This is a genomic window from Streptococcus mitis (assembly GCF_946188585.1).
In the GTDB taxonomy this organism is placed as follows: Bacteria; Bacillota; Bacilli; order Lactobacillales; family Streptococcaceae; genus Streptococcus; species Streptococcus mitis_DG.
The window spans coordinates 1-15,539 of sequence record NZ_CAMHVI010000009.1; the positions used below are offsets into that span (position 1 = coordinate 1).

Annotated in this window: 16 protein-coding genes; 2 read left to right on the forward strand and 14 right to left on the reverse strand. The window is 40.6% G+C overall.

Features of this window, described 5'->3' with window-relative positions:
- Positions 1 to 86: 86 nt before the first annotated feature.
- A complete protein-coding gene (gene rlmD / locus N8M66_RS08525) occupies positions 87 to 1,454 on the reverse strand; it encodes a 23S rRNA (uracil(1939)-C(5))-methyltransferase RlmD (RefSeq protein WP_261046941.1) in 1,368 nt (455 codons plus the stop codon).
- A 37-nt stretch (positions 1,455 to 1,491) separates the two neighbouring features.
- Between rlmD and recX the strand changes: the two genes are divergently transcribed.
- Both recX and N8M66_RS08535 read left to right on the forward strand, forming a co-directional pair.
- The gene (gene recX, locus N8M66_RS08530) at positions 1,492 to 2,268 is read left to right on the forward strand and encodes a recombination regulator RecX (RefSeq protein ID WP_261046943.1); all 777 of its coding nucleotides are present in this window, start codon (positions 1,492 to 1,494) and stop codon (positions 2,266 to 2,268) included.
- Positions 2,269 to 2,356: 88 nt separating this feature from the next.
- Complete coding sequence (locus N8M66_RS08535; RefSeq protein ID WP_000775316.1) at positions 2,357 to 2,890, forward strand: DUF402 domain-containing protein; 534 nt, start codon at positions 2,357 to 2,359, stop codon at positions 2,888 to 2,890.
- A 222-nt stretch (positions 2,891 to 3,112) separates the two neighbouring features.
- On the opposite strand, the gene N8M66_RS08540 is transcribed toward N8M66_RS08535, so the two are convergent.
- The 13 genes from N8M66_RS08540 to N8M66_RS08600 form a co-directional block, all read right to left on the reverse strand.
- Positions 3,113 to 3,880: an epoxyqueuosine reductase QueH gene (locus tag N8M66_RS08540; RefSeq protein ID WP_261046945.1), complete on the reverse strand. Its 768-nt coding sequence runs from the start codon at positions 3,878 to 3,880 to the stop codon at positions 3,113 to 3,115.
- A 137-nt stretch (positions 3,881 to 4,017) separates the two neighbouring features.
- The gene (gene groL / locus N8M66_RS08545) at positions 4,018 to 5,640 is read right to left on the reverse strand and encodes a chaperonin GroEL (RefSeq protein ID WP_261046946.1); all 1,623 of its coding nucleotides are present in this window, start codon (positions 5,638 to 5,640) and stop codon (positions 4,018 to 4,020) included.
- Between the two features lie 15 nt (positions 5,641 to 5,655).
- The gene (gene groES / locus N8M66_RS08550; RefSeq protein ID WP_000917339.1) at positions 5,656 to 5,940 is read right to left on the reverse strand and encodes a co-chaperone GroES; all 285 of its coding nucleotides are present in this window, start codon (positions 5,938 to 5,940) and stop codon (positions 5,656 to 5,658) included.
- Positions 5,941 to 6,095: 155 nt separating this feature from the next.
- Positions 6,096 to 6,491, reverse strand: coding sequence for a single-stranded DNA-binding protein (locus tag N8M66_RS08555; protein ID WP_261046950.1), 396 nt, complete (start codon positions 6,489 to 6,491; stop codon positions 6,096 to 6,098).
- 77 nt (positions 6,492 to 6,568) lie between these two features.
- The gene (locus tag N8M66_RS08560) at positions 6,569 to 7,330 is read right to left on the reverse strand and encodes an SDR family NAD(P)-dependent oxidoreductase (protein ID WP_261046952.1); all 762 of its coding nucleotides are present in this window, start codon (positions 7,328 to 7,330) and stop codon (positions 6,569 to 6,571) included.
- Between the two features lie 41 nt (positions 7,331 to 7,371).
- Entirely contained in the window at positions 7,372 to 7,998 is a 627-nt protein-coding gene (gene ytpR / locus N8M66_RS08565; protein WP_261046956.1) for a YtpR family tRNA-binding protein, read from the reverse strand.
- 15 nt (positions 7,999 to 8,013) lie between these two features.
- Positions 8,014 to 8,331, reverse strand: a complete 318-nt coding sequence (locus N8M66_RS08570) for a thioredoxin family protein (protein ID WP_000615777.1) — start codon at positions 8,329 to 8,331, stop codon at positions 8,014 to 8,016.
- Positions 8,328 to 8,627, reverse strand: coding sequence for a DUF4651 domain-containing protein (locus N8M66_RS08575; protein ID WP_120770531.1), 300 nt, complete (start codon positions 8,625 to 8,627; stop codon positions 8,328 to 8,330). The genes N8M66_RS08570 and N8M66_RS08575 overlap by 4 nt, the downstream gene beginning before the upstream one ends.
- An 87-nt stretch (positions 8,628 to 8,714) precedes the next feature.
- Positions 8,715 to 9,791 carry an N-acetylmuramoyl-L-alanine amidase family protein gene (locus N8M66_RS08580; protein WP_261046965.1) on the reverse strand — a complete coding sequence of 359 codons (1,077 nt, stop codon included), beginning with the start codon at positions 9,789 to 9,791 and terminating at the stop codon, positions 8,715 to 8,717.
- A gap of 119 nt (positions 9,792 to 9,910) precedes the next feature.
- Positions 9,911 to 11,518, reverse strand: a complete 1,608-nt coding sequence (locus N8M66_RS08585) for a CTP synthase (RefSeq protein WP_261046967.1) — start codon at positions 11,516 to 11,518, stop codon at positions 9,911 to 9,913.
- A 342-nt stretch (positions 11,519 to 11,860) separates the two neighbouring features.
- Complete coding sequence (gene rpoE / locus N8M66_RS08590) at positions 11,861 to 12,448, reverse strand: DNA-directed RNA polymerase subunit delta (RefSeq protein ID WP_261014574.1); 588 nt, start codon at positions 12,446 to 12,448, stop codon at positions 11,861 to 11,863.
- Between the two features lie 182 nt (positions 12,449 to 12,630).
- Positions 12,631 to 14,226, reverse strand: coding sequence for a hypothetical protein (locus N8M66_RS08595; protein WP_261046972.1), 1,596 nt, complete (start codon positions 14,224 to 14,226; stop codon positions 12,631 to 12,633).
- A gap of 70 nt (positions 14,227 to 14,296) precedes the next feature.
- Positions 14,297 to 15,517 carry a DNA cytosine methyltransferase gene (locus N8M66_RS08600; RefSeq protein WP_237447218.1) on the reverse strand — a complete coding sequence of 407 codons (1,221 nt, stop codon included), beginning with the start codon at positions 15,515 to 15,517 and terminating at the stop codon, positions 14,297 to 14,299.
- Positions 15,518 to 15,539 lie beyond the last annotated feature (22 nt).

Here is a 15,539-nt window from a genome sequence, read left to right on the forward strand (position 1 = left end):
TGAAAAGGCGGTGTCTTAACCCCTTGACCAACGGACCTGAGCTGTTATTTTCAACTCTTACTATTATACAGACTTTTCTAACTTTGTCAACTACTTTTTCTAATTTTTTTAATTAATTTTACAACTGCTTCCGTTCGAGCTGTGTGCGGGAACATATCGACCGACTGGATATAATGAAGATCATAGACTTCTACTAAGCGCACTAAATCACGAGCCAAGGTCGAAACATTACAAGAAATATAAACCATTTTTTCTGGTACATAAGTAAGAATAGTATCTAATAACTTATCATCCAGACCTGTACGTGGAGGGTCAACAATTAAAGCATCTGCTCGATAGCCTTCCTTGTACCAACGAGGAATAACCTCTTCTGCTGTTCCAGCTTCATAATGAGTATTATCAAATCCCATTCTTTTAGCATTTCGCTTGGCATCTTCAATGGCTTCTGGAATAATATCCATACCTCTGAGTGTTTTAACTTTCTTTGCAAAGGCAAATCCAATCGTTCCAACTCCACAATAAGCGTCAATCAAATGGTCTTCTTTATCAACATCCAGCGCTTTTACTGCCTCACTATAGAGGACTTCTGTCTGTTCAGGATTTAATTGATAGAAAGCTCGAGGGGATAGTGAAAATTCATAATCGAGAACACCTTCCTGAATACTCTCTTCTCCCCATATAATCTCTGTCTTTTCACCATAAATCTCACTGGTTTTAGCTGTATTTGTATTAACAGCTACTGTCACAACTTCTGGAAAATCTTTAACTAAGTCTTTTACAAGTTGGGTTAAGTTAAGCTGGCGATTTGTAACAATAATAATCTGAACCTGTCCAGTTTTCCTAGCTCGTCGGACCATAATCGTCCTAACACCTAAAACTTTTCTCTCATCCGTAATTGGAATCTGGTGATAAGTAAGCAATTCTGCTAGACGATTAGCAATCACTTGGGTTTCCTTATCTTGTACTAGGCATTCTTTCAACTCTACCAAATAATGAGAGTTTTGTGCATACAGACCTGCCTTGACCTGATTTTTAAATTTTCGAGTCTGAAATTGTAACTTAGCACGATAGTACTTGGGTTCCTGCATTCCAATCGTTGGACGAATTTTATAGTTTTCATATCCTGCAGGGGCGAATTTCTTCAGTGCTTGGTGAAGTAGGTCTGTCTTGAACTCCAGCTGCTTATCATAATGCAGGTGCATGATTTGGCAGCCTCCGCACTCATTATAAATAGTACAAGCTGGCACAACTCGGAATTTAGACTTCTTGTTGACCTTTAGTAATTTTGCTTCAACAAAGTTGCGTTTAATAGAAGTAATCTGACAATAGATATCTTCGCCTTTGAGAGCTCCAGGTACAAAGACTAATGTTTTTTGGTAAAAGCCGATTCCCTCACCATTAATTCCCATGCGCTTGATTTTTAATGGTATTTTTTGTTTCACTTTCAGATTCATACCCCTATCTTATCACATTTTGAGTTATAATAGAACTATGAAAATCACAAAACTTGAAAAGAAAAAAAGACTCTATCTGATGGAGCTTGATAATGACGACAAATGCTATATCACCGAAGATACAATTGTTCGCTTTATGTTATCAAGAGATAAGGTGATAAGCGAAGAGGAATTGAAGGAGATTCAGGACTTTGCCCAATTTTCTTATGGTAAGAATCTAGCCCTCTATCACCTATCATTTAAAGCACGTACTGAAAAAGAGGTCAGTGAATATCTAAAAAAATATGATATTGATTCAAAAATAGTTTCTCAAGTCATTGCTAATCTTAAAGAAGATAAGTGGATTAATGATAGCAATTACGCTTATGCTATCATCAATGCCAATCAACTTTCAGGAGACAAGGGGCCTTATGTACTGACTCAGAAATTAGCACAAAAAGGAATTTCAAAATCTACTATAGAAGAGATCCTGAAAGAATTTGATTTTTCGGAAGTTGCTCAACGTGTAGCTAATAAACTATTGAAAAAATATGAGGGAAAACTTCCAGCTCGTGCCTTGCAAGATAAGATTATCCAAAACTTGACCAACAAAGGATTCTCTTACTCTGATGCTAAAAGTGCCTTTGACCAGTTGGATAGTCAAGTTGACCAAGAAACGACTCAGGAACTCATCTTCAAGGAACTTGATAAGCAATATGCTAAGTATGCCCGAAAATATGAAGGATACGAACTTAAACAGCGTTTAACTCAAGTTTTAGCACGAAAAGGCTACGATTTTTCGGATATAGCAAGCGCTCTCAGAGAATATCTTTAATATTTTCATGTAAAATTCACAGATTTTAGGCAATTTTATGGTACAATAGTAAATGATAAACTTATAAATTGTAGAAAGTTGGTTAGTTATGAAGCTTCCAAAAGAAGGCGACTTTATTACAATTCAAAGTTATAAGCATGATGGGAGTCTCCACCGAACTTGGCGGGACACCATGGTACTAAAAACAACAGAAAACGCCATTATTGGTGTCAACGATCATACACTGGTTACCGAAAGTGATGGTCGTCGTTGGGTCACTCGAGAACCGGCTATTGTTTACTTTCACAAGAAATATTGGTTTAATATCATTGCCATGATTCGCGATAATGGAATTTCCTACTATTGCAATATGGCTAGCCCCTACTATCTGGATGAAGAAGCACTGAAGTATATTGATTACGATTTGGATGTTAAGATTTTTACAGATGGGGAAAAACGTCTCTTGGACGTTGAAGAATATGAGCGCCACAAACGCAAAATGAATTATTCTGATGATTTGGACTATATTTTAAAAGAACATGTCAAAATTCTTGTTGATTGGATTAACAATGGACGTGGTCCTTTCTCAGAAGCCTATGTAAACATTTGGTACAAGCGCTATGTAGAACTAAAGAATCGGTAAAGTTGTCAAACTGGGGTGAGAGCCCTGGTTTTTTATTTTAATACTCAATGAAAATCAAAGAGCAAACTAGGAAACTAGCCGCAGGTTGCTCAAAACAGTGTTTTGAGGTTATAGATAAGACTGACGAAGTCAGTCACATATATATACGGCAAGGCAACGTTGACGCGGTTTGAAGAGATTTTCGAAGAATATAAAAACCCAGCTTTGCAGCTAGGCTTATCCTTATATATCTAATTTTGTAACTGTAAATTTGATATGGGAATAGTCTTTTTCCACATCCTTATCCAGCAAGAAAGCTGTGGCGTCCTTCTTGACTTGAACCAAGTCAATATTCTGAGCCTGGGCTGCATAGACGCATCCACAATAACATTGACGATAGATGTCATACTCTTCACACATCTCTACTGAACGTTTGTAGCCTTGATTTTTTTTAAAATCACTTGGAAGATAGTTGGTTGTATAAATTTTTTGCACATCGATTCCGATGCTGTTGATGGTTTGAGAATTCTTATGAGGACTGATGGTTAAAGCCGAACCGAAGTAGTCAAAGCCTAAATCCATAGCCACTTGCGCTGTTTTATCCAGACGGTAGTCAAAGCAAACCTTACAACGGTCACCACCTTCAGGCTCTTCTTCCAAACCTCGCACCAGTTTACGATATTCGTTAGGTTCATAAGGAGCTTCTAGGTATTGAACGTTATTGCCAGTTCGCTCATTGAAATCACTGACAAACTTTTTAGTCACATAGGCACGCTTATGGTATTCTGCCTTGGGATGGATATTAGAATTGGCAAAATAGATGGTCACATCTGCATACTTAGTCAAATATTCGAGGGTATAGGTACTGCAAGGGGCACAGCAAACATGCATGAGAATGGTTGGCCGTTGCTCATTTTTCTCCCATACTTGTACCATCTTCTGCATGACACGGTCATAATTAATTTTCTGATTAGGGTTCATCTTGCTCAGAATTTCTTCTACATCGATCATGTTTTTCTCCTTTTTCTAGTCTTATTTTATCATATAAGTTAGGAGAGCTCAAATCTATTTAGAAGTGAATAGCATAAAAAGGAGGGGTAGGCATTCCCTCCTTTTGTGTTTTTTATAAGTTGTTTTCTATAGGAAGCTTACATCATGCCGCCCATCATGCTTGGATCCATTGCTGGAGCTGGGACTGCTGGTTCTGGTTTATTGGCTACAACTGCTTCCGTAGTCAAAATCAAGCTGGCTACAGATGCTGCATTTTGAAGGGCTGAACGACTCACTTTAACTGGGTCGATAATCCCTTGATCAATCATATTAACCCACTCGCCAGTTGCTGCGTTGAAACCTGTACCAACTTCAGCATTTTTCAAACGATCGATAACGATAGAGCCTTCAAATCCTGCATTGTGGGCGATTTGACGAACAGGTTCTTCCAAAGCACGGAGAACAATATTGCGTCCTGTCGCTTCATCTCCTGTCAATTCCAAATTGGCCACTGCTGGGATAACATTTACAAGGGCTGTTCCTCCACCTGCAACGATTCCTTCTTCAACAGCTGCACGAGTAGCGTTAAGGGCATCTTCAATGCGGAGTTTCATTTCTTTCAACTCAGTTTCAGTTGCAGCTCCGACCTTGATGACTGCAACACCACCTGACAATTTTGCCAAGCGTTCTTGCAATTTTTCACGGTCAAATTCAGATGTTGTAGTTTCGATTTGAGACTTGATAACTGCAACACGGTGAGAAATTGCTTCAGGATTTCCAGCACCTTCTACGATAACAGTGCTATCTTTATCAACAGTTACTCTCGCTGCTTGACCAAGCGCCTCAATCGTAGCATCTTTCAACTCAAGACCAAGGTCTTCTGTGATAACTGTTCCGCCTGTTAAGATAGCGATGTCTTCAAGCATGGCTTTGCGACGGTCACCAAAACCAGGTGCCTTAACTGCTACCACGTTGAAGGTTCCACGAATCTTGTTCAATACAAGGGTTGGAAGAGCTTCACCATCTACATCATCCGCAATAATCAAGAGTGGACGATTGCTTTGGAGAATACTTTCGAGGAGGGGCAAGATTTCTTGGATATTTGAAATCTTCTTATCGGTAATCAAAATGTATGGATTTTCAAGGTCAGCCACCATTTTTTCGCTATCTGTTACCATGTATTGTGAAAGGTAACCGCGGTCAAACTGCATTCCTTCTACAACTTCAAGTTCTGTTTCCATACCACGTGACTCTTCGATAGTGATGACTCCGTCTTTGCCAACTTTTTCCATGGCTTCAGAGATGTATTCGCCTACTTTTTCGGAACGAGAAGATACAGCGGCAACCTGAGCGATGGCTTCTTTATTGGCAACTGGGATAGCGTTATTTTTCAAGGCTTCTACAGCGGCAGCAACTGCCGTTTCAATTCCACGACGAATGCCGATTGGATTTGCTCCAGCAGTAACGTTTTTGATTCCTTCGCGGACGATTGCTTGGGTCAAAACAGTTGCAGTTGTAGTCCCGTCACCTGCGATATCATTGGTTTTTGAGGCCACTTCTGATACCAATTTGGCACCCATATTTTCAAAATGATCTTCCAACTCGATTTCTTTGGCAATGGTCACACCGTCATTGGTGATGAGGGGTGAACCGAATGATTTTTCAAGAACGACATTACGACCTTTTGGTCCTAAGGTTACTTTAACAGTGTCTGCAAGGATATCGACACCACGGACCATAGCTGAACGAGCATCAGATGAAAATTTAATTTCTTTTGACATACTTACTTTCTCCTTCTATTCTTCAATGATAGCCAAAATGTTCGCTTCGCCAACGATGATGTACTTTTCATCGCCATCTTTGACATCAAGACCTGCATGGGCTTCAACCAAGACACGGTCGCCAGTCTTAACGCTTGGGGCAACCAAATCACCGTTCAAGGTACGAACACCTTGTCCAGTAGCTACAACTTGGGCTGTTTTTGTTTTTTCTTGGGCTGAGCCTGCAAGGACAAAGCCTCCAACAGTTTGTTCTTTTTCTTCTACTTTTAAGACCACACGGTCCCCTAATGGTTTCAACATCTGATTTCCTCCATAATGAGATAGATATTATTAGCACTCTTTATACATGAGTGCTAATTCATAGTTCTATTGTATCACTTGGTCAGAAATAGTCAAGAAAAAAGTCTGACTTTGGCAAGATAAAAAGCCTGAGACCAACTCAGACTTTTCAATGCTTAAAATGGCAATTCTTCCTCTTCCAAGACTAGGTCTGCTAAGTCTTGTCCTGCATTATTTTCACGCATAGCACGTTGGGCGCGGCTTTCCAAGAGTTGGAATCCTGTCACAAGGACTTCCGTCACATAGTTCATCTGGCCATTTTTCTCAAAGCTACGGGTACGTAGTTCTCCATCAACGGAAATGAGACTGCCTTTGGTTGCGTAGCTTGCCAAAGTTTCTGCTAGTCTGCCCCATAGGACCATATTTACAAAATCGGCTTCACGTTCACCGTTTTGATCTTTATAACGACGGTTCACAGCGATAGTTGCTCGCGCTACTGACTTGTCATTGTTGGTTTTGTGCAATTCTGGTGTAGACGTTAAACGTCCAATCATGATAACTTTATTATACATATTTTCTTCCTCCTACTTATCTATTCGTAGGAAATCAAAAAAAGTTACAGAAATTTGTAACTTTTCGAGAAAATTTTTTATTTTTTATGAACCATGAAACCTGTCGCCTGTTGATTGGCCATGATGGTCATATCTGTAATCTGCACACGACGCGGTTGACTGGTCACATAAACCACTGTGTCTGCAATATCCTGAGCTTGCAAGGCTTCGATTCCCTGATAGACGGTCGCAGCACGCTCTTTGTCACCATGAAAACGTACTGTAGAGAAATCTGTTTCGACAATCCCTGGCTGAATGGTCGTAACCTTGATATCCGTTGCGATGGTATCAATTCGCAGTCCATCTGAAAAAGTCTTAACTGCCGCCTTGGTGGCTGAATAGACAGCTGCACCTGCATAGGCATAGATTCCTGCGGTTGACCCCATGTTGATGATATGACCTTGATTGGCTTTTACCATTGCTGGCAAGAAACAGCGAGTAACTGCCATCAAACCCTTGACATTGGTATCCAACATAGTCAACATATCCAACTCTTCATAATCCTGATAAGGTGCTAAACCTAGAGCTAGCCCGGCGTTATTGACCAAGATATCAATCTGCCCTGTCGTTTCTAGAATATCGGAGCAGACGGTCTTTACCATAGCCATATCCGTCACATCTAGTGGAAAGATCCAAACTGTTTGATTTGGATAGGTTGCTGCAAACTCTGACTTGAGGGTTTCTAGTCTGGCTGTCCGTCGCCCTGTTAGAACAACATTCTCACCCTGCTCTAGATATTCACGCGCAATCGCTTCACCGATTCCTGATGTCGCTCCTGTAATCACTACATTTTTTGCCATCTTATTTCCTTCTATCTGGTCTATCAGATACTAACAACTTCCTAGGCAGTCCAGTGTTTCGCTGGGTCGAATGGTGTTCCGACAACATGGTCTTCTGATAATTCAATAACACCACGTTTTTGCGGAGCATTTGGCAGATGCAATTCACGAGGACTACACATCATTCCAAAACTCTTTTCGCCACGAAGCTCGCCTGGGAAAATGAGATTGCCTTTTGGCATCATAGCTCCAGGAAGAGCTACAATGGTTTTCAACCCCACACGCGCATTAGGAGCCCCTGCAACGATTTGCACTGTCTTGTCACTTGCGACTGCAACTTGGCAGATGTTGAGGTGGTCACTATCTGGATGGGCTACCATCTCGACAATTTCACCAACAACAAACTTAGGTTCCTTGTCATTGACAATTTCTTTTGTAAAACCTTCCGCCTGTATTTCTTGGTTCAAACGAGCGACTTGCTCATCTGTCAAAAAGACTTGACCGCGCTCTGCAATTTCAAACAAACTTGAAACTTCGAAAATATTCCAAGCTACTGTTTCCCCATTATCTTTAAGGAAAACACGGGCTACCTTGCCTTTGCGTTCTACATCCAGTTTAGCATCTCCGCTATTTTTCGCGATGACCATAAGGACATCACCAACATGTTCTTTGTTATATGTAAAAATCATTGTTTCTCTTTTCCCCTATTTCAATCCTGCTAAAAAGTCGTTAATTTGTTGCTTGCTTTTACGGTCGCGATTGACAAAACGGCCGATTTCCTTGTCCTTTTCTAGAACAACAAGGCTAGGGATTCCATAAACATCCCAGAGTTTAGCCAAATCCATATACTGGTCTCGGTCCACACGAATAAAGGTGAACTCTGGATTGGTCTCCTCAATTTCTGGCAAGGCAGGATAGATATAACGACAATCGCCACACCAGTCCGCCACAAAAAGAAAGACCTTCTTGCCATCTTTTTCTACTAAAGATGCCAATTCTTCTAAACTTGCTGGTTGTATCATAAGACTTCCTCCTCATAGACCAGATCTTCATTTTCATAGACAAAGGTATAATGACGGCCATCCTCAAAAATGACGCCACCAACCAAGCTCTCCAGACTACTTTCATAGACTTGAACATAGAGGGTCGCAATTTCCCCCATGTCTGAAAAATGCTCTCGCACAATCGCTGTCAACTCTTCCTGAGTCTTCATGAGCTTGCGGTCATCTGCAACTTTTTTCGTAGCAAGGGCAAGGCTTCCAATACCAAGCAGAGCCAAGCCTGCCATCCACATTTTTTTAGCTTTCATACCATTCATTTTAACACAAAAAAGGTTTTAGGACAAATGAGGAAACAGCAAAAAAGCAAGTAAAAAGCCTCTTCCTTTAAGAAAAAGGACTTCTTATTATTGCCAGGCACCTGAGTTGCCAACGTAGTAACCATCTGGTGTGTAGGTATTGCGAAGCATCTTACCTGATGAATCTAGATAATACCACTTACCATTGTCTTTGACCCAATCATTCGCAATCATGGCACCAGAAGAACTTACATAATACCATTCTCCCTTGTCATAAACCCAAGCACTTGCTTTCATGGATCCTGAAGTTGATAAATAGTACCACTTGCCTTGGTCATAAAGCCAGTCACTCGCAATCATGGCTCCTGATGATTTAAAGGCATACCAGTTGCCACCTTGATAGAGCCAAGTTTGATTGAACATGACTCCTTTATCGTTCATAAAGTACCAAGTTCCCTTGTCCTTAACCCAATCGTTCTGCACTAATTGACCTTGTTGTTGATAGTACCAGTTTTGGTTTGATTTTAGCCAGCTTTCTGCTTTTACAATTGGATAAAGTTCTTTGAAAGATCCTCCATCATCATATTTATGACTGATAGATTTTGGTTTTTCTAGTTTCAACTCGTCATTATCATAATTTGTCCAAGCATAGACTTTTTGACCATTGACAGTCTCTGGTAAGGTAGCAGTGTAAGTCTTGGTTTGATAATCCCATTTAGCATCGAGGTAAGTGTATTGATCATTTGATTCTTCAATACGATAGTAGCCTCTCTTTCCACCTTCATGATGTACATCGTCAACCACTTTAGTGGACCAGCTCTTCACTTCGTTTCCGCTCTTAGCTTCTACCTTGATATCTCCTCTATAGCCATATGGAACATAGAAATTCAGGTAACGCCCCTCTACACCCATCATAGACTTGTCCTTTTCTTGACCTAGGAAATTGACAGTCTGATTTTGACCATTGAGACTAACCGTCCACTCAATTTTCTCGGTTTTTGGCAAATCCAAGACTTTAATATCCACTTCATGACCATTGTTAAACCGAAGAATCTTGCCATCTTGATACTGTACTCCACACTTAACAACCCATTCTTCTTTAAGCTCAAATGCCTGCCCTGAATGAGGTGAAACAAGCAAAGCTAGGCCTGCTAAAGCTAAACTAAATAGTGTGATTTTTTTCATTGTAGTTCCTCCTTAATTGTTGTTATGTTAATTATATCACTATGTTTTTATTTTGCAACTCATATCCTAAATATGCAAGCAAAAAACCTCTGAGATTCTTCTCAAAGGTTCTAATTTGGCTAATTACTGTTCTCAACAGCTGCAGTGACAAAGGCAGTGTAGAGTTCTTCTGGGCGGTTTGGACGACTTGAAAGTTCAGGATGATACTGACAAGCTACAAAGAATTTATTTTCAGGAATTTCCACAATTTCAACCAAACGATTGTCTGGAGAAACTCCTGAGAAGACAAAACCTGCTGCCTCAAACTGCTCACGGAAGGCGTTGTTAAACTCATAACGATGACGGTGACGGCGTTGCACCACTTCTTGATTGTGATAAGCAGCTGCTGCCTTAGAGCCACGTTTCAACTTAGATGGGTAAAGTCCCAAGCGAAGGGTTCCACCCATATCCTCAACATCAATCTGATCACGCATGATATCAATGATAGGGTATTTTGTTTCTGGTGCAAGTTCAGCAGAATCGGCACCTTCAAGCCCCAAAACATGACGAGCAAACTCAATACAAGTCAACTGCATTCCCAAGCAGACACCCAACATTGGAACATCATTCTCACGCGCATAGCGGATGGCTTGGATTTTCCCTTCCGTACCACGCTGGCCAAAACCACCTGGTACGATGATTCCGTCCGCATCAGACAAAAGCTCTGTCACATTCTCTGCTGTCACATCATTGGCATTGATCCAATTGATTTTAACTTCTGCGTCGTTGGCATAACCAGAGTGTTTCAAGGCTTCGACCACTGAGATGTAGGCATCTTGCAACTCCACATACTTACCGACAAGTGAAATCTTGACTTGTTTCTTGAGGTTCATGACCTTGTCCACCATGGCTGACCATTCTGTCATATCTGCTACTGGAGCGTCTAGTTTCAAATGGTCACAGACAATTTGATCCATACCTTGTGCCTGCAAATTCAACGGAATTTGGTAAAGATGTTCAACGTCTAAAGACTCGATAACGGCTTCTGGTGCCACATCACAGAACTGGGCCAGTTTATTTTTAATTCCTTGACCAGCTGGCTCTTCTGTACGAATAACCAACATATTTGGTTGGATTCCCAATCCACGCAATTCTTTTACAGAGTGTTGGGTTGGTTTGGTCTTCATTTCACCAGCAGCCTTGAGGTAAGGAAGCAAGGTTGTATGGATGTACATGACATTGTCCGCACCCACATCTGCCTTCATCTGACGAAGGGCCTCTAAGAATGGTAAGGACTCGATATCTCCTACTGTTCCACCAACCTCTGTGATAATGACATCAGAGTCGGTCGTTAGAGCGGCACGCTTAATTTTTTCTTTCAAAGCATCCGTGATATGAGGAATAACCTGAACAGTTGCCCCAAGGTATTCTCCACGGCGTTCCTTACGAAGCACTTCACTGTAAATTTTACCAGTTGTCACGTTGGAATATTTGTTGAGATTGATATCGATGAAACGTTCATAGTGACCCAAGTCCAAATCAGTCTCAGCTCCGTCATCTGTCACAAAAACTTCCCCGTGCTGGTAAGGACTCATAGTTCCCGGATCGATATTGATATAAGGGTCAAATTTTTGAATGGTTACTTTGAGACCACGATTTTTCAAGAGACGGCCCAGACTTGCTGCCACAATCCCTTTCCCAATAGACGATACCACACCACCAGTTACAAAAATATATTTCGTTGACATAGATTCCTCTTTCTAAAATGCTCAAGGTCTTGCTGACTACGAGGGGACATAGAAAACAAGACCCTATTAATAAGAATAATCTGGGATGACTGCACCAGATTCACAACAAATACTCTTCGAAAATCAAATTCAAACCGCGTCAACGTCGCCTTGCCGTACGCAAGTACAGCCTGCGGCTAGTTTCCTAGTTTGCTCTTTGATTTTCATTGAGTATAAAATACAAGAAGATAACTTCTTGAAAAAACAAAAATAGCTCCCTAAGAACTAGGGAGCCCCGACCTCTAAAAGAGGTGCCCGAACAATATGATACCTAAAAATAAGATAATTGTCAACAGCTAACTTTTATTCCTCGATGTTTTCAGAATCATCGTCTGAAAACTCGTCGTCGTCTTCGTTGAGATCCACGTCTTCACCCAAGTCATCAGGAGCGATTTCGTTGATTTCTGCATCGTAAGCTTCCACTTCATTTTTCTCATCATCTGGATTTTCATCATCGTATGAAAGAGCTGGATCTGCTTCGTATGCATCTTCATCTTCTGGATCATCTGCATTGTAGTCAATAGCATCTGAATCGCCATCCATGAAGGCATTGACACGTTTTTTCTTAGCTTTTGGTGCCACTTCATCGTCGTCATTTTCTTCAAGAGCAATGATTTCTTCGTCGATTTCGTCTACACCATACCATGAACGAAGCCCCCATTTGTTGTCTCCAAGTGAGATGAAGCTACCGTCAAAGTTCAACTCTGTGTAGAACAAAGGCAAGGCTTCGCGGATATCGCTGTTTGATGTTCCAAGGTAGTTTTGAATTTCGTTTACAAGATCGCTAAAATGCATCTCATGATCACGACCACGAAGTTCCAAGATAGCACGCGCTACCTCAATCATAGATAGTTCACTTTTTTCTTGCCCAGCAAATACTTCTAATTCCAAAGCGTTTCTCCTCATTTATACTACTATCGCCAGAGCGAACAGACTCTGACCTCATTTTATCATGTACTCTTTATTTTACGATAATTTTGCAGAATAGTCAAAGGTTAAGGGGGAGAAAGTGACAGGACTTTTTATTGGGTAACTTCTCAAAGTAACTTCCACTTGGCTAGCCGAAGTGGAAATTAGTCTAAAACGGATTTCCATTTCTTTGCTACCCAGCCGATAGCATCGCTTGGGGGATTTTCAATATCAATCCAGATAAATTCAATACCGATTTCCCCATTTTTAAACTTGGTTAAACGAATACCGTTGATTTCCAGTTCATTGAGTCGTTGACTTGTCAAGACTTCACGTTCTTTCAACTGGAAAACACCACGTAAGATCCAATTCCCAAGGATTTCTTGCTTATCAGTTGACTGAATTGCCTTTCCAGCTTCTTGATTTATATAGGCGTTAATAACATCCCCAGAAGATAAAAAGCGTAGTTTAAAAGTTCTTTCCTCTTTTGGTAGAGCTAGTTTTTTAGTGCCAGGTTCAAAAGCCCCAAATCCAGAACCAAAGAAGTCTTGCCTTTCGTCATGGAAGTTCTTGGAGTCTGGCAGAGGAATGTAAACTTCACTAACTGGACGATAGACGAGTTGTTCAATCTCTTTGATAAGTTTTTCATTGCCAGTATTATGGATAAAGTGAATCAAGTCCTCACGAATGGTCTTCATCCGAGCTTTCTCTTCCTTGCTAGTCCACTTTTTCAAGAGGATTTCTTCTAAAGAGAAGGTCACAAAAGCTAGTTCTTCAGGAGCTAAATTGTCCTTGAATTTATTCTGAATCTTTAAAATCCGTGGTAGACGATCTTTTTGGGCTAGTTTTGATCCACCGTTAAAGGCATTGAAACCAGAGTTTTCTTCCACATTTCCATGCTTGTCTGTAATAACCCAAGACACTGTTTCTAAGATATCGGTTTTATCCTTTTCAGCTGTCAGTAAATGAAGATTTTCAAATAGCGAAAAAGGATCTTCGATGTAATGGACATCCCAAGTATCTACCACAATGTCTTTATTATTAAAAGTCATGTGGAGCTGGCTATCAGCTGCTGTATACTTGTAATGATGTTGTCCATCCGTAAATCGAAAATTAGTTGGATTGTTTTTGGTGGTTGAACCTTCAATGACCAGATTATCAATATCGACTGGCAAATAAGTAGTCTCTCCAACAAAAATCTTAGGATTTTCTCCTTTTGGTGTTGGCATCAGAACGTGATAAACTGCTTCAACATTGACCGAGTCCGAACTAAATCCCTTGATTTGTGCCTTAGAAGATTCGATTCTCTGATTTCTTAAGGCCGCAATCTTTCGTGCCAACTCTTCATAGCGTTGATAGTTTTGCTTGTCTGCCGTTTCTTTATCTGCTGAGATATCTGCATGAAATTTGATATCACCCAACAAGTCCGTCCAATCTTGAGAATCCTTCTTAAACTGAGCGATTTTTTGGTCTCCAGAATTAATCCCAAAAGACTTGATACCCACTAGGTATTTATGTTTTTCATCCACAACGACAGAGGCATCATAGGAGGTATTGGCGATATCTTCCCCAACGGCATTAAATGCTTTTTGAAAAACAGTCTCCTGAAATTTGGAGTTGACAATAGGAGCAACATAATTCTCTGTTTGTCCCTCATCTTCTGATTCTGCCTTTTGAGAGAAAGCTTGGCTCAAACTAGCGAAGTTGGTAATTAAAGTTTTGTATTTGTCTTTTTGTTCAGACTTTAGATGTTCCCACATAAGCACCCTCTTTTCTATTTTCAGTATATCAAAAGAAGATTAGTTTTTCACTAACCCTCTTATATATTCGTTAATTGATACTGTAAAATTCAAGATTTCCTCGTTTTTTAACCAATTTTAAATAATCTTCACCAGACAGAAGGGCTAGACCATCATCATAAGATTTGATTTTTTCAAGAGCTTGATCATAGCTATCTACAAAGTCCTTGACATAGGATTGCCCTTCAAATTGTCCATTCATCTTGGTGTAGATAATGGCAATTTTTCCTGAACGTTCAAGTTGAGATTGCCCCTGACTTTCATTTAAAGCTTTGGCAACGTTTTCCGCGATACGTTTAATCACGGGTACGACCACACTGTTTCCAGCCTGCTTGTATAGCTGACCGTTAGAAACCCCTTCTGGGATTTTAAAGGATTTCGGATAGCCTTGAACATTAAAGGTTTCTTTCGGTGTCAACTTACGAATCTCACCACTGTCCGTCAAGATCAACGGAACGTTGTGTCCACCTGTTCCCATGTTTGCTGTTAGGGTTGGGACAACACCGTTTTTATTTTCACGGACATACTGACGGCGCCATTGGTAAACTGTATCTTGACTAGTAACTTCAAACTTCAACTGGTTGAAGAAATTCTGCTTGCCCTCACGGTAGTAATAGACCTCGTCTAGTTGATCGCCAAAGTTAATGACGTCTTGAAGAGTAGTAGTCAATTTGATTTCCTCTGGAAACTCAAACAAGTCATAAGCTTCCTTAGTATCAAAACCAACGATATAAATCCGCTCACGGTTTTGTGGGATATTTCCATAGTCTTTTCCGTTGAGAACCTTCCACTTGACAAAGTAGTTGTTCTCGGTCAAGGCTTCACGAATAACCTTGAAGGTATTACCATGGTCATGACCGACCATGTTCTTGACGTTTTCGATGAAGATAGCACGAGGTTTGCATCCCTCAATCATCCGAAGCAATTCAAAGAAAAGATCGCCACGATCATCATCAAAGCCCTTGCGATAACCCGCAATACTAAAGGCCTGACAAGGAAATCCTCCCATAATCACATCCACGCGCTCAGCTGGAATATCCTCTGGCTGAACATCGTGAATATCACGACCATCCAAATAGGTCTCTGGATGGTTTAACTGATAAGTCTGACGCGCATACTTATCAAACTCATTGGCATACACCACTCTGAACTCATTGGTCTGTTCAAATCCCAACTCAATTCCCCCAACACCTGAGAAGAAAGCAGCAATGTTGTACTTCTCAGGTCGGTTCGAACTTACAGAATTTGTCATGTAGTAACCTGCTTTCTAAAAT